This is a genomic window from Methanomicrobia archaeon, from assembly GCA_011049045.1.
Taxonomy (GTDB): domain Archaea; phylum Halobacteriota; class Syntropharchaeia; order Alkanophagales; family Methanospirareceae; genus JACGMN01.
Genome location: DSCO01000023.1, coordinates 40495 through 62550, shown reverse-complemented (window position 1 = coordinate 62550; position 22056 = coordinate 40495). Strand labels below are relative to the sequence as shown.

Sequence of the window (22056 nt, the reverse complement as noted above, 5' to 3'; positions counted from 1 at the left end):
GGTCGCATTCCGGTCATAATCGGGCGTCTTCGCAATGGTAACGGTATCATTCACCCGTACCGGTGCCTCATCGGTCCGGTTATAATCGTCGAGATCCGTCCAGTTCCCGAACCGCTCGTTCGGATTCGTGCCATTCGTCGAGGTCCAGGTCAGGTTCACTCGATTCAACAGCGACTGATTCATCTGCACGTTACTGGCTACGTGCACGGTGTAATTGATCAGCACGGAAGCTCCCAGCGGTATCTCCTGATAGTACCACGCGACCCGTTGCCCATCCCGGTTGAACGTATCCGCGGACGGTACCGAGTAATTGCTGAGATACGTCAGTCCATTCGGAATGGTCTCGTTGATCCACACGTCGTACGCCGGCCAGTGGCTGCTTGCCGTGTGATTAACTACTATGGTATACGTGATGTTATCACAATACTCGACCGTGTCGGTGATATTATGCACCTTTTTAATCTGGAGATCAGGCTCTTTAATCGTAATGAGACCAGAAGAATCACCAATTTCCGGCTGAGTAACGTTCGTGTAATTGCTGTATCTGAACCATACCCAATTAGTAAAGTTGTCGCCATCCTGGGTTTCTATATGATTGGTAACGGTTAAATTAAAAGTAATAGTGATATCCTTATTATCAGAGTTATTCACGTCACCAAGATTCCAGGTTACCTGATCCACGGTACTGTTAATTTTTGTCACTAAGTAATTGAAACTTGCGTTGTTCGCAATGAGCTGGAAACTGCTGTGGTTGTACGTGAGATTGCTGAGATAGTGGTCCCGGATCGAGACATTCCGATAGACTGCCCGGTCAAGATCCACGAAGATGGTAAAGTTGATCTCTTCGCCAATTGTGTAGTTCCTGGGATAATCCGGCCATTTACTGATCGCCGTTCTGTTGCTCACGGTAAGTGGCGCGGTGATGGTGCGGTTATAATCGTCGAGATCCGTCCAGTTCCCGAACCGCTCATAGGGATTCGTGCCGTTCGTGCTCGTCCAGGAGAGATTGGCTCTATTAACCAAGGGCTGCGTGGCCACGACGTCAGCATCCACCTGCACCGTGTAATTGATTACGACCGTGGCTCCTCGCGCGATCGTCTGATAGAACCATGAAACCTGCTGCCCCGTGTGCTGCGCTATATTCGCAGGTGGTGCCGACGTATTGGAGACGTAACTTAACCCGGAGGGGATCGTGTCGTTGATCCAGACGTCGTACGCGTCCACCGCACTGGCTGCGGTATGGTTCACGGTGATCGTGTAGTTAACGTAATCGCCCGCTTGAACGGGCGCGGTTACGTTCGTCACCTTAGCGATCTGCAAATCCGGCTCGACCACCAGGATCCACGCGCTGTCGCTCGTCTCGAAGAGTGAGCCATTCTCATTCTGATGGACCGATTGTGCCCAATTCCAGATCAGCGTGCCGTTCTGGTTACCAAGATAATCTGCCACGATCGTGGTCAGAGTGATGGTGAAGACCTTCGGGCCCGTGAAGTTGCCGAGGTACCAGACAAGGCCTGTGATCCCGGTCTGATTATCGAATGAGAGGTTCGCATTATAAGAGTTCTTGCCCTCATCGGTGATGTTCGAGCTGATATACGTGAGATTGATAGGCAGCGAATCACGTATGGTGACATTCTTGTACTCTTCAGGGCCCCAGTATTCCGCGGTGATCGTGAAGTTCGCGTATTCGCCGATCGTGAGCGTGTCGTCCGGCTTCTTGGTGAAGTTGAGCCGGGAGGCGTACACCGCTCGACTGGTCGTGCTGTAGATACAGCCGCAGAGGCAGTGTCCGTCAACCGTGACGTTATTCGCCAGCGTTCCCGTTGGCGCAACGGTTGCTCTGAGTCGTCTCACCCACGTATCCGTTCCTTCGGGAACGGTTTGCCCCGTCCACGTAACAGTCTTATTCGTCTCATCGATCCCGGCAGTAGTATCTCCAGTACCGTTCTGATAGTACGCCTGAATATTCATAAATGCGGTGCCGAGTATATCTGTGACCGTCACATTTTCCGCTTTACCGTTGGTGCTGCTGATATTGATCCACCAGGTGGCATTACCTACTGTCTGCGTTTCCGGTTCCTTGGTGACATTCAGGGTGATGATGATTGGGTTGACCGCCCAGGTTTCATTCATGCCGAGCGGAATAGTGCAGGAATCGGTATAGTTGACGATAAACGTTTCGGTGGTTGGTGATATGGGTCTGCAATAAAGATATTCACAGAGTTCGTTCTCCACTTTGAAGAAGATGGTGATCGTTTCGCTGGGATAGATGAAGTCGATGTTCGTGCTATTCCAGATGAGATACGTGGCGTTGACGAACGGCTCAGCATTGGTGAATGCGCGGCTGACATTGCTGCTCGTGATGGTTGCGGTATTGTTAAGGTACCGATAGCCTGCGGGAAGGTGCTCGGTGATATTCGTGATAGTTGCGGTCGAGCCCTCGTTCCTGATCGTGAGCGTAATGTTACCGCCGCAGGTCCCAAGCTGTTTGCTCCAGTCTAAGCTCAAGACGGGCTGTGTTCGTACCGCTGCGGAAGCCGAAACGTTCTTCTTCGGTACGCAGCAGCCCCAGTACACGGTCGCGGTGTTCTCGGTATCATCCGCGCAGCCCGTTACCTGTGCAGAAACGTTGATCACGGTTGAGCTCCCGGTGGATAGATTCGCCAGTGTCCAGATAAGCGGACTGCTTGGTGACCCATTGCCGGTATTCACCGCCGGGCTCGCGGAGACAAAGACGGTATTACTCGGCAGCACATCCTCGAGCGTGATATTCTTTGCCTCGTAATTGCCCGTGCTCGTAACCGTAATGGTCCAGTTGACGTAGCTGCTGTTCCCCGCGATGGTGAACGCGGGCGTCTTCGTGATGCTCAGCTGCGGTTCCGCTTTCACGGGCTCGAAGGGCTTCACATCCTCCTGGCCAAAATCGCCACACGGTATCGTATAGTTGATCTTCGCGACCGCCACGCCAAAGCTCTCATTGCAGACGCAGCTCTGGTTGATCACCGCCTTAAAATCAAACCTGATCGTCGTCCCGGGCGCCAATTCGTTGTAATACCAGCCGAGCGTCTTGTTTACCACATCATAGGCAAACGAGGTCGCATTCGGTGATGAGGTATTGGTATCGAGCACGAACTCGAGGCAATTTGGAAGCGTTTCGAGAAGCATTACGTCGTACACGTACGACTCGCCAACGTTTCGGGCAATGATGGTGAAATTCGCCTCACCGCCACACTCATCGATCAGCTCCGCATCGTGCCGTACAAAGACCGCATTGCCCTCGAGGATCTCCACGCGTGAATAATCGGCGACTGCCTGACAGGACTCGTTGCAGCAGCCCCAGCTTGCATTGACGGTATTGTTCAACCATTCACAGCCCGCAAAGGTCGCATTCAATCCGATGGTCACTTTGATGTTGGGATCAACATCGCCCAGGTCCCATGTTATCGTCGTGTTGTTAGTCGTGACCAGCGGCGTTGCTGGCGTTCCGCCGATGCTCGAACTCACATACCGGAGGTCAGGATCAAGCACATCCACGACCGTGACATTCTTCGCCGTTCCGTTACCCTTATTCGTGACGTAAATATTCCAGGAGACGTTCTTTGTCTTCGCGAAGACCACCTTCGGCGTCTTCAAGATGATGATGTCGCCCTTCGTGATGATAAGCGGAGCGTCTCTGTCATCCGCGTGCCGCACGTCCCCTAAGCTGAGATCGCAGTTATCCTGATAATCTAACCACGCCATCGCGGTGGATGCCAGGCTGCAATTTTTCAACGCTCTGAACTGGATCGTGCCGCCCGCGGATAGATTGCCCAGGTACCAGCTCAGGATGACACCATTCCGCATCGGCTCGAATGAGTTGATACTCACGTTCTGTTCATTCGTGAACCCGCTCATGATCGTCGTGTTCTCAATATAGCGGTACAGCGAATCGTTGTAGTAGATAGTGACGTTGTACACGGGGTACACGCCAGATTTCGTGGCGGTTATCGTCACATTGTACTCCTCACAGACAGTGATCCAGTCGGCGATGTCAACTGCGATGGACAGAGCAGGCCGGTCGACGGAGACAAACACCGCCTCGCGATAAATGCCGGGATCAGGGCAATCGGTGTTAGGATAGCCTGAAATGTTAAGATACGACCAGTCAGGGAAGGTCCCGTCATCATTCTGCTTCAAGGTGTACTTTACTTCAAGGGTCGTACCGGGAGAGATGCTGTTAGAGCAGTTACTCAAAAAGCTCAGGTTCTGCCACTGGCCCAACGTGATGGTTTGTGATTCGTTGCAGGTGCTATTCACCACAAAGTAGGCAGTACCACTGAAGGTACCATCGGGGAACGTCTGACTATTGTTTCCCGCTTCCATGAACCTGAGATCACTCCAGTTGAGCTGGTGCGCGAAGACGTAGGTGGTAGTGTAGGTAATGTTGCGGCACACCTCCTGCGGTGACGGGGTTGCGGTTTTACTGCTCGTGAAGAGCGTTGCATTATAACATTCCACAATCACAGAATCAGCGGCACTCGCATTGAGCGGGCAGTTGCAGCAATCCGTGCCCGCAATGACGTCCAGCGAGTTGGCCAGCGTTTGACCGCAACCACAGCTAACGTTCGCGCTGAACCGCAGGGTGGTGAACCAGGGAACGCTGTCATTCAGCTGGACATTGAGCCACGTGATCGTATGGTTGGTTGCATCGACCGTGCCATTCCCAGCATCAACGATTGCCAACTTCTCGTGGTAGCGATCGGTGATATTCACCAGGATAGAATTCTCGGGACAACCACCGCGGGCATACGTGGCGCTCACCGTAAAGTTTACCTCCTCGCCGAAGTAGAGCGCGGCTCGGTCCGCGATCTTCGTCGCGGTTAAGATCGGTCTCGAGCTCGCATTGAACGCGTAGCGGAAGAGATTGACCGGTGGCGCCCAGAAGTTCCCACACTCATCATAGTACGTGGGGAAGATGGCGACCGTTCCGCTCCCGGGATCGGTGCACTCACCGTAACGCATACCGAAATCGAAGGTGAGGTTAAAGCTGCTATTGGGCGGGAGATCACCGATGTAAAAGGTGTTATTGCTCGTATAAAAGGTCGCGTTCGGGTTCGAAACGTATTGACTCGGGAGTCCGACCATCCGCAAATAAAGATCGTACGCGCCGCTATCACCTTCATTGCTCAGATTCACCTGCACAGTCGTATTCTGACAGTACGCAACGAGTACATTTTGGGGTATGATCTTCACGAAAGGTATCCGCGGAATGAACCGGATGCTGCCTTTGGCAAAGCTCGACTGACACACCACACCCAGGCAACTCCTCGACATGTTCACGTTCATGAATTGGTTGTCGCAGGCCGCCACGGTAACGTTAACCGTCTCGGTCCTCGTCTCGCTTACATTGAGCAGGGCATAGGACCAGCTGGTACTATTCGTGCTGATATTAACGAGTGTAAGATTGGTGAGCGTGAGGTTGAGCGAGACATTGTAGGCGGGGCTGAACCCGGTATTTTTTACGATGATCTCATACGTAATAGTGTCATTGAGATGAGCATCTGCGACTTCAGGATTAATCGTTATGGTAACAAACGGTTCGTTCACCAATATCGAGGCTGAATTTACACTATCTGTTTTGCTATTATTATAATAAACTAAAGCGCGGAGCCGCCTTCCACTCTCCGCGCCACAGCCGGGTGTGAGATTGAAGCTTACGTGCGTAACGTTAACGCCACTGGCTAGATTAGAAAAGTCCCATGTCAAATTTGTACCGTTTGCGGTTTGCGTGGGCTCTATATTCTGCATGCTCCCGGAGAAATTAACCTGTGAGGAATTAGCGTTGTAAATAAAACCGTTTGGAATAGTGACCGTCAGGTTCAGCGGGTATTTAGCCTCGGCGGTTATAGTGACATTATAAGGATAAGGCTCACACTGGTTGACCTCGGTCGGAACCCCTATGGTTATCAAGCTCGTTTCTTGTGGCTGAACGAGTGAAACCATAACAAGAAGAAGACACAGCACACCAACCATCCCCATAAGTACCCGCTTATTGGTTATCATGCTGGAAGGAAGGGTAACGTAAGTATTTAAAACTATCTCTATCATGAAGCTGTCAACAAGTTGGAGGTTGAGGATCTAAATCAACCACAACAAACGGTATTTTGCACTCTGCGGCATAATCTTCGAGTCGAATTTGCTGTAGCACCCATTAACCTTATAACCCCCTCTATCGTCAGTGATTCCGAGCGGCCCCACTTCCGCAAGCTATTTATAGGGTGAATGACCCCTCCACCACATTATGAAAGAATATACCGTTTTTTTCCCCCACAATTAGCTCACCATCGTTACCATGAAAGATCTTCTAAATAGTTACCCGGTGTCGTTCAGAACTCCCGGTTTTCGGAAGTACTGCCCATGCGTACGGATCTAGTTGCTCCTCGAATAACCCGTAGTATGGCGCTTGAGGATTACTTAACGTGTGAAGTCAAACGTAATAAAAAAGAGGAAATGAGCACACCAATGCAGCAGCAGGGCCAGGGCAAGCAGATGAAGTTCGACGAACTCTTCCGGCTGCTCCAGTTCTGCCAGACGGTGGAGGCTGAGGGGACTGATCCGTTTGATGTAGACGTTAAGCGGTTCCTGCGCACGCTGAAGCAGTACCAGAAGAAGTGGCGGTCGCTGGACGAGCTGCTGCTGGACGCCGGAGCCCTTGCCGAGCTGGCGAAGATCATTGCGTTGCAGGAGCAATGGATCAAGGATCGGTCGTCGTCCTTTTACGTTGATCCTGCGCTACTGGACCTGAAATTGCGACTGCTGGAGCCGCAGCAGTTGGCCACCGCGTTCCTTGCTGCCTGGCGGCCCATCATCGCACAGGATCGCCTGACGCCCCAGCGGCTGCAGGAAGGGCTGGACTACTGGCATACGCTCCTGCCCTTTGACGAGCGTGCCGAGGACTTCCCGTTCCCCTCGGTGAGCGAGGCACCCCTCGAGCTGGAAGATCTCATCAAATCACGCCTCTTCTCAAAACAGGAGTTTGATGCGGGGCTCCGGGAGCTATCGATCGAGCTTGAGGCGCGCGGGAGAATGGACTATCGCGCGTTCATCTATACGGACTCATTTGAGACGAGCGTGCAGAAGGCGTACCTGACGAGCTATCTGGTGAGCGAAGGGAGAGCGGACCTTGAGCTCAACCCTCTGGAAGAGGAGGTTATTATCTCACCGCGTGCAGTGAACGAGCGTATCGAGGCCGATTTCGGGCGGACTCGGTCGATCCCCGTCTCGGTGAGCTATGAGGATTGGCGGACATGGAAGAAGCAGCAGCAAGAGAAGAGGAATCCCGGGCACGAGCAGAGCGGAAGCTGAAGAAGGCCGCTCAATTACTGCTCTTCCGTCAGCATCGATTACCGGGCGTAAAGGGCTGGGAGCTGAAGCGTGCGCTGGGCGATGAGTATCTGGAGGTGCTTGCGGTGCTCAACGCCGCGCTCGATAATCTGGGCATGGAGGTCAAGCGGATCAGCGAGGAGGGGGCTGAGGGCGCGGAACACGAAGAAAAGGCGGAACGTGATCGGTTCGTGGTGGTGCTCAAGAGCCCGGCGGTTGAGAAGGCCTCGGGCGAGCGGATCGATACGATCGCCATACTCTCGGCCACCCTTGCGTACCTCATCTCGAAGCAGGGCAAGGCGTCGCGAAAGGCTGTTGAGGAGTTTCTGAGCGCAAAATTCCCGAAGCAGCGGATCTTCTTCGCGCTCGAGCGGTTCATCAAGCAGGGTTATCTCGGCGAGGATAACAACGTGCTGTATATCGGCTGGCGGACGCGTGCGGAAGTGGACCGGAAGACCTTGCTGGATTTGATTCTCGCGACATAATAATAAGCTAAACGTGTAGCGAGCAGGAGAGAGCAAATGGAGCGTAATAAAGCGTTTCTGGACGTGACGGTCAGTCTCTGCCCCTATTGTGGCGCGCCCTACGCGGATGCGAGCTGGTACGTCATGGTGCTGGGCAGCGACGTCGAGTGCTGCTCGTGCGGGCGGACGTGGAACCCGAAATCGTACAAGCGTGATCGCATTCTGGTTGCCTTTGAATTGGACGAGTCCGGGATTGTGATGAGGGTGAATAAGGAGCGGCAGCTCGTGGATTGCGTGCCGTAACTCAGAGCAGATGTGCCCCGGCGTGAGACAGTCGGCTCGTTTTTACTGTGCCGAACTCATGTAATGCGTCGCTCTCACCGATCACGAACACCGTCTCGCCCAGCATTGCGACGCTCGCGACCTTTCCTTCCGCAGCCACAGCCTCGATCGCGTCCCTGCAGGTAGTGCTGATCAGCTCGATTTGTAGTGCGAATTCGCGCGAGGCGTGCATGAGCGTCTCCAGCGTTGGCTTGTGGAGCACAGCCTGTAAGGCTACCTTACCCGCATCGTTGATCCGCCGTTTTGTATCCTCGCCGCCTTCGGCCAGTATCGATCTCGTCAGTTTCTCGCCGAAGGTCACCGAGTTCACCTGCTCGCTCCGGTGCGGTATCCGATCGATCACGCCGATACCCGGCGCTCCGGGCTTTTTCCTGATAACGACACCGCCGCAGGTTTCAGCAATAACATCACCGAGGCCCGTGTTGTTCGCCACTTCCGCGCAGTGTGCGATCTGTGCAAGTCCGTTGAGCGTCATGTTCAGCGCGAGCAGCTCGTTCAGCGCGAGCGCGGTGCTGAGCGCGCCGGCGGCACTCGCGCCAAAGCCGCAGCCGATGGGTACCTCAAAGCTCGTGCTGACCTTCACGGGCGCGGCGGCTGCCATGCGGTCGAGCACGTAGCGCGTGGTCAAGGCCTCTTCTGCACGGCCATTGATCAGTAGCTGCGATTTTGCATCTCGGGTAGGGCAGTGGGCAACCTCAGTCACGCACCCGGACTCGAGGACGAGCCCACAACCGAACGAGCCCTTCTGCAACGGATCGCGATGCTCATGAATCGTGAAGAAGCCGGTGATACTCGCGGGCGCAAAGGCCCTGGCGGATCGCCTTCTTGTAGGAGCTTCGTCAGTTATCACAGTCCGTTCCCCCGTTTGTTGCTCGTGCACGTGCAGTAGGCCCGCCATTCGCGGTTTTATAAGGTGAGCGTCGCAAAATTAGGTTTGAGGGCGCAAAAATAAAAATGCTGCGAGCAATAAAAGGGCGGTGCGAGAACTGCGAGCCGGTGGTGCTCGAAACCGTGCTCGAGATCGCGCTTACACTGGCGCGACGCGGGAGCGAGGGCAAGAGCATCGGTGCGCTCTTCGTCATTGGCGATGCTGAAGCGGTCTTGCGGCGCTCAAAGCCACTGATCCTCGACCCGCTCGAGGGCTACCCCCCTGAGCAGAAGGACATACGCAATGGGAATGTGCAGGGCACGATCAAAGAGCTGGCGAAGATGGACGGCGCGTTCATTGTCAGTGGCGACGGCTACGTGCTCTCCGCAACCCGGTACATCGAGACGATCGCCCGGTACGTGGATCTGCCACTGGGCTTCGGCAGCCGGCACATGGCCGCGGCATCGATCTCAAAAGAAACGGACGCTGTTGCGGTTGTGGTCTCGGAGAGCGAGGGGATCGTGCGGCTCTTCGACGACGGCGAGCTGGTAGCCGAGTTCATACCCTGGGTGAGCAATCTGGAGCTGGTAAAGCCGCGGATAAGAGGCGAAATCGAGAAGATCATCGATACAACAAAGAACGTCACCGTAATGTTCAGGAAAAGCGAATCCTGAGCTTACCGTGCGGTTCACGACGCTTTCATTACCCCGCTGCAGTGTATGAACACGAGGAAGCACGGCAACGTCCGCTCCTTGGTGTCGAGCTTTATTTACCACGCTCTTCAACCTCTTTTCATGGACAATTCCGCGTCCAGGAGCGCAACGAAGTTCATTGTGCATCCCTTTATCAGGGCAAACACCGTAGAGCGCAGAGAATACCAGGTCAGCATCGCGGATACGGCGAAACAGCAGTCGTTGATGGTGGTTTTACCAACCGGTCTCGGGAAGACGACCATCGCGCTCCTCGTCCTAGCCGACCGTATCAGGCGGGGTAAGGTTCTGTTCCTGGCGCCGACACGACCGCTGGTGGAGCAGCATACTGCGTTCCTCAAAGCGGTTCTCGAAATTGACGAAGCACAGATCCAGATGTTTACCGGCTCGATCCTCGCAGAGAAGCGGGGGACGCTCTGGGAGTCTGCGCGCATCATCGTCTCCACGCCGCAGATCATCGAGAACGATCTGTTAAGTAACCGCGGCTCGCTCCGCGATGTCGCGCTCGTGATCTTCGACGAATGCCATCGCGCAGTGGGTAACTACTCGTACGTGTATATTGCGGAGAAGTACCGGGAGCAGGCGGTGGAGCCGCTGATCCTCGGCATGACCGCGTCACCGGGCAGTGATCGCGAGAAGATCCAGGAGATCTGCAGCGCGCTGGGCGTGACAAAGGTCGAGAGCCGGACTGAGTATGATCATGATGTCGCGCCGTATATCTTCAAGAAGGGCTTTGAGTGGCGTGGTATTGACGTTCCAGTCGAGCTCAAGAAGCAGAAACGCGTTCTGGATGGTGTGCTTGCCGAGCGGCTCGAAGCTCTGCGGAAACTCGGGTTCATCCGGAAGAAACAAACCAGGGAACTCTCCAAATCAGAAATACTGGCGTTACGGTCCGCGATCTCGGTCCAATTGCAGACACAGAAGCACGCGGATCTGTATCAAGCGCTCTCAGTGCTGGCTGAGATCATGAAGATCAAGCACGCGATCGATCTGATCGAGACGCAGGGTATTTTCGCGGTGAGACGCTATTTTGAGCGTTTGCGGAGCGAAGCGAGCTCAAAGGAGGGCAGCAAGGCCGCAAAGCGCTTGATGCAGGATAAACAATTTGTAGCGGCGATGAACGCGCTCGCTGCGTACGAGGGTGAGCATCCCAAGCTAGACGCGCTGATCAGCATTCTGCGGGAGGAGATCCAGAGCAATCCGGGGACGCGTATCATTGTCTTCACCAACTACCGGGATACAGCGGAGATGATCGTGAGCGCGTTACACGATCGGCATGCGGAAAAGGAAGGCATACGTGCCGTGAAGTTCATCGGGCAGGCCACGAAGGAGGAGGATAAAGGCCTGAAGCAGAAGGAGCAGGTGGAGATCATCCAGCAGTTCAAAGAGGGCGTTTACAACGTCCTCGTTGCGACTTCGGTGGCGGAGGAGGGGCTCGATATTCCCGCGACCGACCTTGTGCTTTTCTATGAGCCAATACCGTCAGCGATCCGGAGCATCCAGCGGAAGGGCAGGACAGCGCGGAAGAAAGTGGGAAAGGTGATTGTCCTGATTGCGAAGGGCACGAAAGATGAGGGGTATTACTGGCTCAGTCGGACGAAGGAACGTCAGATGCGGCGGCGGATCAGCGAGCTGGGTATGTTATCAAATGATCCGGAGCTGGAGTCGGGAGAGGGGCCGATCTCATACTATGAGAGCCCGGCGAAAGGGGCGGTGGAGCAGCAGCAAAAGCAGCGGGAGGATCAGAAGCAGATAACCGATTTCGAGCCTGAAGAAGTGCGCCTGACTATCTTCGTGGATCCGCGGGAGACGAAGTCGGGTGTGGCGCGGTTCCTGGAGAAAGCGGGTGTGGAGTTGCGGTTGCGGAATCTGGGTGTGGGCGACTATATTGTCTCCGATCGGGTCTGCATCGAGCGGAAGAGTACGACCGATTTTTTGGATTCCCTGATCAACAAGCGCAGGAATTTGCTGGCACAGATCTTGAGGATGCTGAAGGAGTACGAGAAACCGGTGCTCGTGCTCGAGGGCGAAGCGCTGTACGGGCAGCGAAACGTGCATCCGAACGTTGTACGGGCGGTCATCGCCGCTATCTCCCTTGATCTCTGTGTACCCATCATCCAGACGAAGGACGAGGCGGATACCGCGTCCTTGCTCTACGTGATCGCGAAGCGCGAGCAGCAGCGGTCGAGCAAGAAGGAGATCTGCCCGCATGGTAAGAAGCCTGCAGCATCGCTGAAAGAGCAGCAGGAATACTTCATCTCCGCGATCTCGAATATCGGGCTCGTGACCTCGCGCAATTTGCTGCGGCACTTCAAAACGGTCGAGAACGTGGTAACAGCGTCGAAGGAGGAGCTGATGGCGGTCGAGAAGGTGGGTGAGAAGACGGCCAAGCATATTCGCACGGTGGTGAGTGCGGAATACGACGGTTCTGAGGGTGAAGCGGGGTGATAACGCCACGGGCAGCGTTGTCTGGGCTGCGGACTCGTGAGCACAGGGGGGAAACCGTTGAGCGGGGGAACGGGGCGGGTCCTCAATTTCAGTGTGAATTTAAACCCCTATGGGCCGCCTGGTTTTGTTCTGGACGAGATCCGGGCCGCGACCGCAGAGATCGACCGCTATCCCGATACCGGTTGCGCGGCAATGCGCGAGCAGCTTGCCCACAAGAATGGCTGTGCGGCGAACGAGCTTTTAGTGGGCGCAGGTGTTTCGGAACTCATCCAACTCGTCGCGCTCAGCTTTGTCAAGGACCGTGTGCTCATTCCGGTGCACACCTATGGCGAATATGCGCCTGCGGCGCGGATCATTGGGGCTCAGCTCATGCCTGTCGCGATGCCCGGGCTGCGGATTGTGCCCGAGCTGATCATGGATGCTTTACAACCAGATGACGTGGTCTTTCTCTGCAACCCGAAGAATCCAACCGGTCAGTATCTTGGTGAGGAAGCGTTAAACGGGCTCGTGGAGGCTGCAGAGCGGGTCAATGCGCTCGTGGTGCTGGACGAGGCCTACGTTGATTTTGTCACGGATGCGTTCCCGGCGCAGAGGCTGGCCCGGCAGAATCTCATCATTGTGCGCTCATTAACGAAATCGTTCGCGATTCCGGGAATCCGAATCGGTTATGCGATCTCCTCGAACGAGCTTGTTACCGCGATGGAACGCGTGAAGGCACCCTAGAGCGTGAGCGTGATCGCGCAGAAGGTCGGTGCGGCGGTGCTTGGTGCTGAGGGTGATGCGTTCCTGGCAGACTCGCGAGCGCGCATCGCGCGGAGTAAAGAGCGTATAGCAGCCGTGCTGGCGGTTCATTCGGATGCCAATTACTATCTCCTGGAGGTTGCGACCGCAGTGGTGGCGAAGCAGCGCTCCTGGAAGATGGGTTCTTGATCAGGAATTGCACCTCCTTTGGGCTACCCCGCCATATCCGGTTCTCCGTAAAGAAGGAAGGAGAGAACGAGCTGCTGCTCCATGCGGTGATGGCGATGCTCGGTGCTCGTGAGTTTTTTGCGCGCTGAAGCGCAGCGCGTGAGCGCGTTATTTATGCGCGACAATCTATTCCTACACTTATGAGCACTGGTGGTCGTGAAGGGTTGGAGGTCTGGGTCGAGCAGAACGTAGCAACAATGAGGCAAGAGCGAGAGAAGCTCGAGAGACGGCTGCATGCGCTGACCACGGAGATCAAGAAGCTCGAAGCTCAGAAAGAGCAGATGGTCATCTCACGGGAGGAGCAGAGAGATCCTGAATTGAATCCCGAGTATGAGCTGATGATGGAACGCGGCATCGCGCGGGTGACCAACAAACGGGCGGAGTTGAAGCAGCGGCAGAGCGAAATGACCAAGCGGCTCAACGCGCTCGAGTATGAAGAGCGGCAACTGATGACGGTGCTGAGGCACGAGCGATTCGGGGAATGGGTGGAATTGAAGAAGCGACGTGACGAAACGGCTGCAGAGCTGGAGCGCCTCGAAACGGAATTGCGACAGCTACTGGGATCGATGACGAGTGACCTTCAGGCGGAATAATGGCTCAACGCTGGTTCGTTTATAAGCTCTATCCGTGCGGGAGAGGGGCACAGATTAGCTACGAGGAGCTCAATGCTGCTCGTCTGAAGGTGGAAGCGGAGCTGAAGCAGCTCGCTGAACCATATCACTGGTTCACGGTACTCGTGCGGTCCGAGAGCGTGATGTTCGGCGTCAAGGCCGAGCTCGGGCGAGTGATCGAGGCGCAGGTCGAAGCGGCGTTGAAGGACGAGTATCCGGAGCTGGTGATTGGGCTCGGCCGCGAAGATCAAGACAATTGTGAGATCATTGCGATCGCGACTCACTGCCGACTGAGCCTGGAGGAGAAGATACCACTCTCGACCTGGAATACCGGGCAGATCGGGTTCATGGTGCACTGTATGCTCAACCCATACGGCTTTGATAACGAGGCCTGGACCTACTGGACCTCGCTCTGCTGCATTGATGAGGATCTTGACATCTCGGATCTGGATACGCGCGATGTTATCACGCTCGTTCGGTCATTCTTAGAATATAAGAAAGGCATGGAGATTGAGGACGATTACGAGAAGGTAGAGCTGCTTAAGGAAGAGCTGGAAGCGTTCAAGAACTATCTGGAGCAGAAAATCGCCTAGCCACACTTAGACGAGCTTCGAGGCTCACCGCGGCATAGCAGAACAAACAGGCCGAATCGTCACACGCGTCTCTCAGTTACTTCACGCCAGAAGCGAGATCGATCAAGACCGCTTGTGGATCCTGCGCTTTCACCACGCCGGAGGCCAGGAGGACGCCGTCAGCGCCCAAATCGATCGCTGCGCGCACGTCCTCGCCGTTGGTCACGCCGGCACCGCAGAGCACCACACAACGCTCATCAATTCGCTTGACCGCCTTCACGGTGTCCTCGACGATCGCCGGATCTACCTTCGAGACCGATCGCCCGGTGCCGATCAGCTCCGGCGGCTCAACAGCGACTGCGTACGGCTTCAGTTCCGCAATCGCTGCGCTCACCGCGATAGTGTTCGTGCAGACGATAGTCAGGAGGTCGAGGCTCGCCGCTTTGGAGACGATAAACGCGATGTCCGCGATCGTGAGCCGATGCTCAGAATGGTTCACCAGTGTGCCTGCCGCGCCGGCCTGCTTCACGGATTCCGGCGTGACGAATCCCGTATGGCTGCCAGGCTCCACAGCGTCCACATGTTGCGCGAAACAGGGGATGCTCACCGCTGCGACTATCTTGGCAAGTTCCACCTGCTGTGGACAGATCACAATGCTGACTTCCTGCTCGGCAGCGACGCGCGCGCATATCTGCGCGAGCCGCAGGCCCTGCGCACCTGCAGATTCGTTATAGGCCTTCTCGTTGAGGACAATGACCGGTGTTTCCACTTTTAGCATTTCACTTCACCCCTACAGGTATCAAGAAGGCGCTTTATTAATATCTACCTACCTGCGGTGCCTCACGAGATCGATAGCGCTCACAGCACCTTACGCAACTCCCCGATATTGTTCACCACCGCTGTCGGCTCTGATTCGCATTGCTTGCGCTTTTCATCATCGTCGTGTGTGATGAGCACGGAATCGATGCCGGCACGCTTGGCCGCAAGCACCCCAACCGGACTGTCATCCGCCAGTATCGCAGCCTCTTGCGGGATTGCCAATTTCTGCAGCACTCGATTGATATAGTACGGATTCGGCTTGCGAATGTCCAGATCACCCAGTGAACTCTTACGACCAAACCAGACCGTGAAGTATGATTTCAAATTGAAGTATTCGAGTGTGAAGTCCACACTTGCCTGTTGTGCGTCACTCACCACGGCGAGCGAGTATCGCTCACTCAGGTACCGGATGATCTCTTCGGCGCTCGCACAGAGCATGATCTTCCCGTTTCGGATCGCATCGATCTTTGCCTCGATCACGTCAGTCTCACGGCGTGCCCAGAACTCATCACAGACGAGTCTGAACCGCGCGCAGAACGCACGGACACCGTCCGCACCCTCGGCACGGAGCGGCTGAAGGAACTGGGCATTGATCTCAGGGATCGATAGCGCGAGCCCGAAATGGCCCAGGCTCTTCTTGAACGCTTCATACGCCCATTCGTTCGGTATTCGCCCCTTCCCATGCGAGTCGAGGAACGTTCCGTCCATGTCAAGCAGGACGAGTTGATAGGTCGTTGCCATGGTCGAGCCCTAAACGCACCACCTATATTATAGAACGAGAACGTATAAAGAATCAGCCTCTTTTTTCTGGCTATTTCAAGCTTAGAGGCGTGAAAAATGAGTGTAGTGACGAAGGAGCTGACGTTTGAGACCCGCGGCGAGGTGGAGCTGGTCGATCTCACCGCGCAGATTAACGACGCACTCCGGGCGACCGTGCTCCGTGCGGGCATCGTGACGATCTTCGTGCCGGGTGCGACTGGAGCGGTGACGACGATCGAGTACGAGCCGGGCTTAATTCAGGATTTGCCGGACGCTCTGGAGCGCTTATTCCCCCGTGCGATCGAGTATCAGCATGAGCTGCGCTGGCATGATGGTAACGGGCATTCGCATATTCGCGCGGCGTTTCTGGGCCCCTCGCTGACCGTGCCGTTCAAAGACCAGCGCATGCTGTTAGGGATCTGGCAGCAGGTGATCTTTGTTGAGCTCGATGTCCGGAGACGGTCGCGGCGGGTGATTCTGCAGATCATAGGGGAATAGGTAAGGATCAAGCCACGGCCAGGAGGACGAACAACCTGGAGGGCAGGTTACTCGATCCTGGTACAGATGGTCGCTCTACCCTCGATGACCGCGATGACGCGTTCGGGATGGCGGCCATTGACGATCACGCAGCTCATGCCGTGCTCCAGCAGGAACCGTGGAAGCTGCGCGTCTATACAGCCGGTATGCTCGATCCCCAGCAGCTCCTGTGCCTGCAGGTGGTCGATTAGTGCACCGTTCTCGTCCAGGAGCCCGTCAACATCAGTTAATTTGATGAGGGTGTTCTCACCGAGCTTATGCGCGATGAAGGCGGCGATCGTGTCTGACGTGACATGCCACGTGTGCGGTAATGCATCGTCGGCTCGCAGAACGCGGTAGGGGAGGAGGATGCAGAGGCCGGTTCTCGTGGCGCGTACGTCTTCGAGCCGCTCGAGCACCGGTGTCTCGGGTGCGCCACTGGCGAGAAAGAGCCCGTACTGGTGCATGGTGAGCACGGCCATCCAGTGCGCGGTATCGTCCGAGATTTCCAGGCGTCTCTGCAATGCTCTGACGGACTCCGCAAAGGGACCGCCGCCCGGTACGATCACCATCTGGCGTGTAGTACGCTTCACGAACGCGTACTCGCTGAGGAACTGCATGAGATCGCGCCCGGTAGTCAGTAAGCTGCCACCGAGTTTGAGGATTAGTGTCTGAGTCATTGAAACCCCTGGTAAAATGCCGTTATACCCTCAGCCGTATTTTTTAAGAGCGTATATGCGAGCTTCTGCGTGGGGAAGGCCCCGAGGCCGCAATCCGGGCCAACATAGATGATACGATCCCCGAAACGCGCGTACGCTTTCTCCAATCGTTTCGTTACGAGTTCAGGGCGGTTATACTCAGCAACGACAGCCTCAAGCACGCCCACTTCTTTAAATGCGTTCGTGTGGTGCCGCTCATCGTACTCTGCGGCCATGCTGAAGATGTCAGTGCGCGTGAGCCCGATACGGAGGAATTTGTCGTGCTCGTCAAGTAACTGTTTATCCACGATCTCGAGGAGCGATGGCTGCGACGCGGATTCCATGCCGATGACGTTCAAGCCCGGCACCTGACAGACGGTCTCGTAAAAGATAGGTGAGTGGAGGTGTATCTGCGTGTCGATCCCAGCGCGATGTGCAAAGCCCGAAGCGAGTTCAAGCGCTTCGATCACGCCTTCTGACTCGATCCTGGGGTCCAGGCCCATGCTCGGCTCGTCCAGCGATGCGCAGACCACGTCGAAATTCCTGGACTCGTCGACTGCATGTTTAATGAACCGTCCGACCGAGGTTGCGATATTCGATAGGAGGTCTAGATACACCGGTGGCGGAAAGAGTTTGTAATAGAGCTCGATGGGCCCGGTGACGCAGATGCGGAGCTTCATTCGCCGCCCGTGCTGCGCTTCAAACGCAGCAGCCACCGCTTCCAGAGCGGCAAGCTCGTAGATCCTCGCCGCTTCCTCCTTGATCAACAACGGCTCTTCCGTTCGCGCAGCATCCATGATCGGCTCGGTGAACTGCGTGATCATATCCTGGAACTGCGGATACGTTGGTAGTTCGACGCCCGCGTCGAGCTTCTGGCGCAACGCATCGCGTAAGATCTCGTATAGCGTATCCTGGTGTGATTCATGGTCGGCGAAGGCCGCTTTTATCGCTGCTTTCGTCACGCCCACGGGCAAGGGATAGCTGCCAATGTCGTCGTAGAGGAAGTGTGGTGGGGTCATGGCTCTTAGTTTGTAGTTTTGCAAGCGGTTATTTATTCCTTTTTGTTGGCCGGTGATTTGAGACGAAATAACGATCACCGCCTGCTGTTCTACCTTCACTAATCACCATACGTGACGCGTTACGGTTCTCGCCTGTCTGTAAAGCGTACCCTTTACGTACTTCACACCACCGTAAGTCACCGATACTACCTGCGGCTTTTTTATCTTTCGCACGTTGTTTGGTTACATCGGGATTACCGATGCAGCTGACGGTTCTCGTGGACAACAATACCCTGATCGATCGCTATTTCTTAGGTGAGCCTGCCGTCTCCTATTTCATCGACGACGCGGGCACGCGAATCTTATTCGACGTTGGGTATTCTGATGCGTTTCTCATAAACGCGCAGAAGATGGCGATAGATCTCTGCACGGTCGATTTCGTGGTGCTTTCGCACGGCCATCTTGACCATACGTGGGGCCTGGATCCGCTTATCAGGTTGTACCTCGAGTCGAAGTTCGAGCGATTCGAGTCGAAGAAGCCCACGCTGGTCGCGCATCCTTCGGCCTTCCAGACGAAGCTGCTCGAAGGGGTCGGGCAGATCGGATCGCTCGTAACGGAGAGACGAGCGGCGAACTACTTCACGCTACACCAGAGCAGGGAGCCCGTGTGGCTCACCGAGCGGCTGGTATACCTCGGCGAGATCCCGCGTCGGAACGAATTTGAAGCGCAAACCCCTATCGGTACGGTCGTGACCGCAGAGAAGGAAGCGGAGGCCGATTATTCGCTGGATGATTCCGCCCTGGCCTATCAGTCATCACAGGGCCTGGTGGTCATCACCGCCTGCGCGCACGCGGGCATCTGCAATACGATCGAGTATGCACGTGAGGTTTGCGGTGAGGATCGAGTTGCCGACGTCATTGGCGGTTTTCACCTGCTCAATCCTCCAGAACGGCAGTTGAAGCGCACGCTCGCCTACTTCGCATCACGGCAACCTGCGGCGGTCCACGCCTGCCACTGCACGGATCTGCACTCGAAGCTTGCGCTGGCACAGGTCGCCATGCTCCAGGAGGTTGGTGTGGGCTTGCGGTTGTGCTACGAGTGAGTAGCATTTGGCAGTCACCTGCAGTGGGTCTAAGGGCCGCCCTTTATATACTTGGTTATTTATATCTAACATATTGTTAGAAATAGTTACTTATGGGCGAAGAAAACGGAGCTGAAAAGAGGCGATGCCACAAGACAAACGTATACTATGGCTGATGGTGCGACTGGCACTGCTGGCGGTTATCGTGCTCGCCGCGGTCTGGCGCGGTGTGAATTCGATCAGCGCGTCCATGGTGATCACCATGATCATCGCCGTGCTCGTCGCATGGTTTGTGCGGTGGAGGCGAATGGGCGAGCTGCCGGATCGCGACGAGCGGACGAAGAAACTGGGCGCGTATGCGGCGACCTATTCGTGGCTACTGACGCTCGTGCTCATTGCGGCACTCTTCTGGGTTGACTACCTCGCGGTGGTCAAACTGACCGTGATGCAGGTGCTGGGCGTGACGTTAATCGTGATGGTGCTCTCGCAGAACCTCTTCCGCTGGCACTTTCTCAGGCGGGGCGATGTGGAATAGAAAAGGTGGTGGATGAGATGAACCGAAAGCAATTCAGGCTGTGCATGATGTTTGTAAGCATGGGTATGGGGGTTTTGATTGGCTGGTCAGCAGCTGTGGGTCAGTTCCTCGTGCCGATAGCTGTCGTGGCTATCGGATTGGTCCTGATGCAGCTCTGCAAGAGCAGGGTTACCGAAGTGATGGAGGATGAGTTGGTCCATCGGCTCAGTGAAAAGGCGTCCTATATGACCTTGCGGGTCTCGCTCTTGCCAATGGCAGTACTTGGTGCCGTGTTCATGGCGCTGAGTATAAGAGGATCGCCGGTGTTACGAGAGATCGGCCTTACACTGGCGTTCGCGGTCTGCGTGCTGCTCCTCTTGCATATCGGGTTCTACACGTATTACAGCCGAAAAGGCGTGCAGTGAGCTTAGCGGGAATGGGGAATGAGAACGAGGATCAAGGAGTTCCGGGCACGGTACGATCTGACGCAGGACGAGCTCGCGAAGCTGGTCGGCGTCCGGCGGGAGACGATCGTCTTCCTGGAGAAGGGTAAATACAACCCTTCGCTCAAGCTCGCGCACAACATCGCGAAGGTGCTGCAGACGACGATCGATGAGCTCTTCCTCTTCGAAGATGAAGAATGACGAATGAATGCGCCTCACGCACGTCACCTTTTCCCGCGCCTGCGAAAGACGTTCCAGAGCGGTATCCGCTGGCGATATGCTCTGTACGCGTCGCCGAACTTGCGGATGTTGTACTCGTCCTCAGTGCGTGCGGCCATCCAGAAGCAGCCGAAGGCAAGGGCACCCATCAGGAGTGCGATCACCGATTGAAAGGCGAGCACGAGCGCAACCGACCAGATGGCCATACCCAGCGTCATGGGCTCGCGAATGACGCCATAGAGCCCGGTGTCAATCAGTGCGGTGGTCGCGGTGAAGTCGCCCGTCTTCACGTCCGGCCGGCCTTTACGCTTCAACTCGAGCACGGAGCCGAAGACGAGCATGCCTGCGGGAAGGTAGAGCAGCAGACCGAGGACTTCGAGCCACCAGAGTCCATAATGCGGCCACGCGCCAGCGAGCACGAGCGCCAGTTCGAGCGTGAGCAGCGTGAAGAAGAGCCCGAGCCCGGTATGCATGTAGATCTCGCTGATGACGCGTTCACGCGCATCGTGGAGCAGCCAGCGTCCGTTGTCGAACCAGATAATCGCGCAAAGGCCGATGACGATCAGGTACCGGTACAGTTCCAGCGCCATTTTTTTATCACCTATTGCCCTCGTTCGAGCGATCGAAGCCCGTGCCGTTTCAGGTGCTTCATGCGAAGACGCGCACGAGTAGGATCACCACCATGAGCGCGGGCAATAAATTGATTACTTTGAGCTTTTTCAGCTCGAGCAGCTGTATGCCGAGGCCGATGAGAATGACGCCGCCGACCGCGCTCAGCTCGGTAACGAGCGGCTCGGTGAAGAACGCCTGTGATGACGCGGCGAGGAGCGTGATTCCGCCCTGGAAGACGAAAAGCGGAAGAGCAGAGAAGAGCACACCGATCCCGAAGGTTGACGCGAGTGCAATGGATGCGCAGCCGTCCAGCAACGACTTGGCGAACAAGATCGACGGATCACCGTTGAGGCCGTCCTCAATGGCGCCGATGATGGTCAGCGCGCCCATGCAGTAGATGAGGAACGCGGTGACCAGGCCTTCCGAGAATTGATCTTTGGCTGAGCCGCCGATGCGCGTCTTCAAGAACGCGCCAAGACGATCGATATGTTGGTCAAGATGCAGTGCTTCGCCGACGAGCGCGCCAAGCAGCATACTGAAGATAAGGACAATGAACCGCTCGGTCTTGAGCGCCATGCTGATGCCGAGCACGAGCACGCAGAGCCCGATCGCCTGGAACCCGATCTTCTTGAGGTTTTCAGGAAACCGCTGGTGGAGCGCTATGCCGATAAGGCTCCCGACGATGACCGCAGCGGTGTTGACATACGTGCCGAGCATACAGAGTACTATCAGCAGCGGCATAAAAAGCCGTGATTGCTCTTTCTACCATAAATCACCGCCAGAAATGCACGTGCGTTTTGCCATCCTCGCCCTTTGTTACCAGACCTTCAGGACGTATCTCTACCAGCTCCTCCTCTGCTAAGATCGCCGCTATCTGCGCTCGTAACGCGTCGTCGGCAGACGCCAAAAGCGCTTTCAGTTCTTGCTCTCGCGCCAGCTTCTTCTGCTGATCACTCTTATGAGCTTGCTGCTTCGCCCGTTTCGCTCTGTTCCTGCTCATCTCATCGAGCACTCGCCCCATTCAGAGTGAAGAAGGTCAGCGTTCTCTCT

Annotated in this window: 23 protein-coding genes; 14 read left to right on the top strand and 9 right to left on the bottom strand. The window is 55.7% G+C overall.

Annotated elements, in window-relative coordinates; all coding sequences use genetic code 11:
• Positions 1 to 6087, bottom strand: a 6087-nt coding sequence (locus tag ENN68_02575) for a DUF11 domain-containing protein (protein ID HDS44976.1), incomplete at its 3' end; no start/stop codon positions are given.
• A 309-nt stretch (positions 6088 to 6396) separates the two neighbouring features.
• Here ENN68_02575 and ENN68_02570 point away from each other — a divergent pair.
• From ENN68_02570 to ENN68_02560, 3 genes are read left to right on the top strand one after another with little or no spacing between them, the layout of a single operon-like run.
• Positions 6397 to 7344 carry a hypothetical protein gene (locus tag ENN68_02570; protein ID HDS44975.1) on the top strand — a complete coding sequence of 316 codons (948 nt, stop codon included), beginning with the start codon at positions 6397 to 6399 and terminating at the stop codon, positions 7342 to 7344.
• On the top strand, positions 7287 to 7847 hold the full coding sequence (locus ENN68_02565) for a hypothetical protein (GenBank protein ID HDS44974.1): 561 nt from the start codon (positions 7287 to 7289) through the stop codon (positions 7845 to 7847). Before ENN68_02570 ends, ENN68_02565 begins: the two co-directional genes overlap by 58 nt.
• 36 nt (positions 7848 to 7883) lie before the next feature.
• The gene (locus ENN68_02560; protein ID HDS44973.1) at positions 7884 to 8129 is read left to right on the top strand and encodes a hypothetical protein; all 246 of its coding nucleotides are present in this window, start codon (positions 7884 to 7886) and stop codon (positions 8127 to 8129) included.
• Between the two features lies 1 nt (position 8130).
• Here ENN68_02560 and ENN68_02555 read toward each other — a convergent pair whose 3' ends face one another.
• Positions 8131 to 9066: a hypothetical protein gene (locus ENN68_02555; GenBank protein HDS44972.1), complete on the bottom strand. Its 936-nt coding sequence runs from the start codon at positions 9064 to 9066 to the stop codon at positions 8131 to 8133.
• A 56-nt stretch (positions 9067 to 9122) separates the two neighbouring features.
• Between ENN68_02555 and ENN68_02550 the strand changes: the two genes are divergently transcribed.
• From ENN68_02550 to ENN68_02525, 6 genes are all read left to right on the top strand, one after another.
• The gene (locus ENN68_02550; GenBank protein ID HDS44971.1) at positions 9123 to 9710 is read left to right on the top strand and encodes a hypothetical protein; all 588 of its coding nucleotides are present in this window, start codon (positions 9123 to 9125) and stop codon (positions 9708 to 9710) included.
• Positions 9711 to 9830: 120 nt separating this feature from the next.
• Positions 9831 to 12194: a DEAD/DEAH box helicase gene (locus ENN68_02545; protein ID HDS44970.1), complete on the top strand. Its 2364-nt coding sequence runs from the start codon at positions 9831 to 9833 to the stop codon at positions 12192 to 12194.
• A gap of 21 nt (positions 12195 to 12215) precedes the next feature.
• A complete protein-coding gene (locus ENN68_02540) occupies positions 12216 to 12917 on the top strand; it encodes a histidinol-phosphate aminotransferase family protein (protein HDS44969.1) in 702 nt (233 codons plus the stop codon).
• 3 nt (positions 12918 to 12920) lie between these two features.
• A complete protein-coding gene (locus ENN68_02535) occupies positions 12921 to 13124 on the top strand; it encodes a hypothetical protein (GenBank protein ID HDS44968.1) in 204 nt (67 codons plus the stop codon).
• A 179-nt stretch (positions 13125 to 13303) separates the two neighbouring features.
• On the top strand, positions 13304 to 13756 hold the full coding sequence (locus ENN68_02530) for a hypothetical protein (GenBank protein ID HDS44967.1): 453 nt from the start codon (positions 13304 to 13306) through the stop codon (positions 13754 to 13756).
• Positions 13756 to 14367 (top strand): hypothetical protein, encoded by a 612-nt coding sequence (locus tag ENN68_02525; protein ID HDS44966.1) that lies wholly within the window; start codon positions 13756 to 13758, stop codon positions 14365 to 14367. Before ENN68_02530 ends, ENN68_02525 begins: the two co-directional genes overlap by 1 nt.
• A 76-nt stretch (positions 14368 to 14443) precedes the next feature.
• On the opposite strand, the gene tpiA is transcribed toward ENN68_02525, so the two are convergent.
• Together tpiA and ENN68_02515 are read right to left on the bottom strand one after the other, a co-directional pair.
• Positions 14444 to 15124 carry a triose-phosphate isomerase gene (gene tpiA / locus ENN68_02520; GenBank protein ID HDS44965.1) on the bottom strand — a complete coding sequence of 227 codons (681 nt, stop codon included), beginning with the start codon at positions 15122 to 15124 and terminating at the stop codon, positions 14444 to 14446.
• Positions 15125 to 15204: 80 nt separating this feature from the next.
• Positions 15205 to 15906, bottom strand: a complete 702-nt coding sequence (locus tag ENN68_02515) for an HAD family hydrolase (GenBank protein HDS44964.1) — start codon at positions 15904 to 15906, stop codon at positions 15205 to 15207.
• Positions 15907 to 16002: 96 nt separating this feature from the next.
• On the opposite strand from ENN68_02515, the gene ENN68_02510 reads away from it, so the two are divergent.
• Complete coding sequence (locus tag ENN68_02510; GenBank protein HDS44963.1) at positions 16003 to 16422, top strand: YjbQ family protein; 420 nt, start codon at positions 16003 to 16005, stop codon at positions 16420 to 16422.
• A 47-nt stretch (positions 16423 to 16469) separates the two neighbouring features.
• On the opposite strand, the gene ENN68_02505 is transcribed toward ENN68_02510, so the two are convergent.
• Entirely contained in the window at positions 16470 to 17120 is a 651-nt protein-coding gene (locus ENN68_02505) for an amino acid kinase (protein HDS44962.1), read from the bottom strand.
• On the bottom strand, positions 17117 to 18157 hold the full coding sequence (locus ENN68_02500; protein ID HDS44961.1) for a methionine synthase: 1041 nt from the start codon (positions 18155 to 18157) through the stop codon (positions 17117 to 17119). The genes ENN68_02505 and ENN68_02500 overlap by 4 nt, the downstream gene beginning before the upstream one ends.
• Positions 18158 to 18396: 239 nt before the next feature.
• On the opposite strand from ENN68_02500, the gene ENN68_02495 reads away from it, so the two are divergent.
• The 4 genes from ENN68_02495 to ENN68_02480 all read left to right on the top strand — a co-directional run bounded on the left by ENN68_02495 (position 18397) and on the right by ENN68_02480 (position 20376).
• On the top strand, positions 18397 to 19239 hold the full coding sequence (locus tag ENN68_02495; protein ID HDS44960.1) for an MBL fold metallo-hydrolase: 843 nt from the start codon (positions 18397 to 18399) through the stop codon (positions 19237 to 19239).
• Positions 19240 to 19363: 124 nt separating this feature from the next.
• Complete coding sequence (locus tag ENN68_02490) at positions 19364 to 19753, top strand: hypothetical protein (GenBank protein ID HDS44959.1); 390 nt, start codon at positions 19364 to 19366, stop codon at positions 19751 to 19753.
• Between the two features lie 17 nt (positions 19754 to 19770).
• Positions 19771 to 20157 (top strand): DUF2178 domain-containing protein, encoded by a 387-nt coding sequence (locus ENN68_02485; GenBank protein ID HDS44958.1) that lies wholly within the window; start codon positions 19771 to 19773, stop codon positions 20155 to 20157.
• A gap of 18 nt (positions 20158 to 20175) precedes the next feature.
• Positions 20176 to 20376: a transcriptional regulator gene (locus tag ENN68_02480; protein ID HDS44957.1), complete on the top strand. Its 201-nt coding sequence runs from the start codon at positions 20176 to 20178 to the stop codon at positions 20374 to 20376.
• Positions 20377 to 20399: 23 nt separating this feature from the next.
• Here the strand turns inward: ENN68_02480 and ENN68_02475 are convergent, their stop codons facing one another.
• The 3 genes from ENN68_02475 to ENN68_02465 are packed head-to-tail and all read right to left on the bottom strand — an operon-like array spanning position 20400 to position 22006.
• A complete protein-coding gene (locus ENN68_02475) occupies positions 20400 to 20984 on the bottom strand; it encodes a hypothetical protein (GenBank protein HDS44956.1) in 585 nt (194 codons plus the stop codon).
• A gap of 58 nt (positions 20985 to 21042) precedes the next feature.
• Complete coding sequence (locus ENN68_02470) at positions 21043 to 21747, bottom strand: DUF554 domain-containing protein (GenBank protein ID HDS44955.1); 705 nt, start codon at positions 21745 to 21747, stop codon at positions 21043 to 21045.
• A 31-nt stretch (positions 21748 to 21778) separates the two neighbouring features.
• Entirely contained in the window at positions 21779 to 22006 is a 228-nt protein-coding gene (locus tag ENN68_02465; GenBank protein ID HDS44954.1) for a hypothetical protein, read from the bottom strand.
• Between the last annotated feature and the right edge of the window lie 50 nt (positions 22007 to 22056).

Bases quoted from the DNA above. Each gene is read 5' to 3' on its own strand.
- ENN68_02480 (HDS44957.1), top strand. From the start codon at position 20,176: ATGAGAACGAGGATCAAGGAGTTCCGGGCACGGTACGATCTGACGCAG.
- ENN68_02485 (HDS44958.1), top strand. From the start codon at position 19,771: ATGAACCGAAAGCAATTCAGGCTGTGCATGATGTTTGTAAGCATGGGT.
- ENN68_02530 (HDS44967.1), top strand. From the start codon at position 13,304: ATGAGCACTGGTGGTCGTGAAGGGTTGGAGGTCTGGGTCGAGCAGAAC.
- ENN68_02515 (HDS44964.1), bottom strand. From the start codon at position 15,906: ATGGCAACGACCTATCAACTCGTCCTGCTTGACATGGACGGAACGTTC.
- ENN68_02545 (HDS44970.1), top strand. From the start codon at position 9,831: ATGGACAATTCCGCGTCCAGGAGCGCAACGAAGTTCATTGTGCATCCC.
- ENN68_02570 (HDS44975.1), top strand. From the start codon at position 6,397: ATGCGTACGGATCTAGTTGCTCCTCGAATAACCCGTAGTATGGCGCTT.
- ENN68_02490 (HDS44959.1), top strand. From the start codon at position 19,364: ATGCCACAAGACAAACGTATACTATGGCTGATGGTGCGACTGGCACTG.
- ENN68_02470 (HDS44955.1), bottom strand. From the start codon at position 21,747: ATGCCGCTGCTGATAGTACTCTGTATGCTCGGCACGTATGTCAACACC.
- ENN68_02525 (HDS44966.1), top strand. From the start codon at position 13,756: ATGGCTCAACGCTGGTTCGTTTATAAGCTCTATCCGTGCGGGAGAGGG.
- ENN68_02555 (HDS44972.1), bottom strand. From the start codon at position 9,066: ATGGCGGGCCTACTGCACGTGCACGAGCAACAAACGGGGGAACGGACT.
- ENN68_02465 (HDS44954.1), bottom strand. From the start codon at position 22,006: ATGAGCAGGAACAGAGCGAAACGGGCGAAGCAGCAAGCTCATAAGAGT.
- ENN68_02510 (HDS44963.1), top strand. From the start codon at position 16,003: ATGAGTGTAGTGACGAAGGAGCTGACGTTTGAGACCCGCGGCGAGGTG.
- ENN68_02565 (HDS44974.1), top strand. From the start codon at position 7,287: ATGGAAGAAGCAGCAGCAAGAGAAGAGGAATCCCGGGCACGAGCAGAG.
- ENN68_02505 (HDS44962.1), bottom strand. From the start codon at position 17,120: ATGACTCAGACACTAATCCTCAAACTCGGTGGCAGCTTACTGACTACC.
- ENN68_02495 (HDS44960.1), top strand. From the start codon at position 18,397: ATGCAGCTGACGGTTCTCGTGGACAACAATACCCTGATCGATCGCTAT.
- ENN68_02500 (HDS44961.1), bottom strand. From the start codon at position 18,157: ATGACCCCACCACACTTCCTCTACGACGACATTGGCAGCTATCCCTTG.
- ENN68_02475 (HDS44956.1), bottom strand. From the start codon at position 20,984: ATGGCGCTGGAACTGTACCGGTACCTGATCGTCATCGGCCTTTGCGCG.
- ENN68_02550 (HDS44971.1), top strand. From the start codon at position 9,123: ATGCTGCGAGCAATAAAAGGGCGGTGCGAGAACTGCGAGCCGGTGGTG.
- ENN68_02560 (HDS44973.1), top strand. From the start codon at position 7,884: ATGGAGCGTAATAAAGCGTTTCTGGACGTGACGGTCAGTCTCTGCCCC.
- tpiA (HDS44965.1), bottom strand. From the start codon at position 15,124: ATGCTAAAAGTGGAAACACCGGTCATTGTCCTCAACGAGAAGGCCTAT.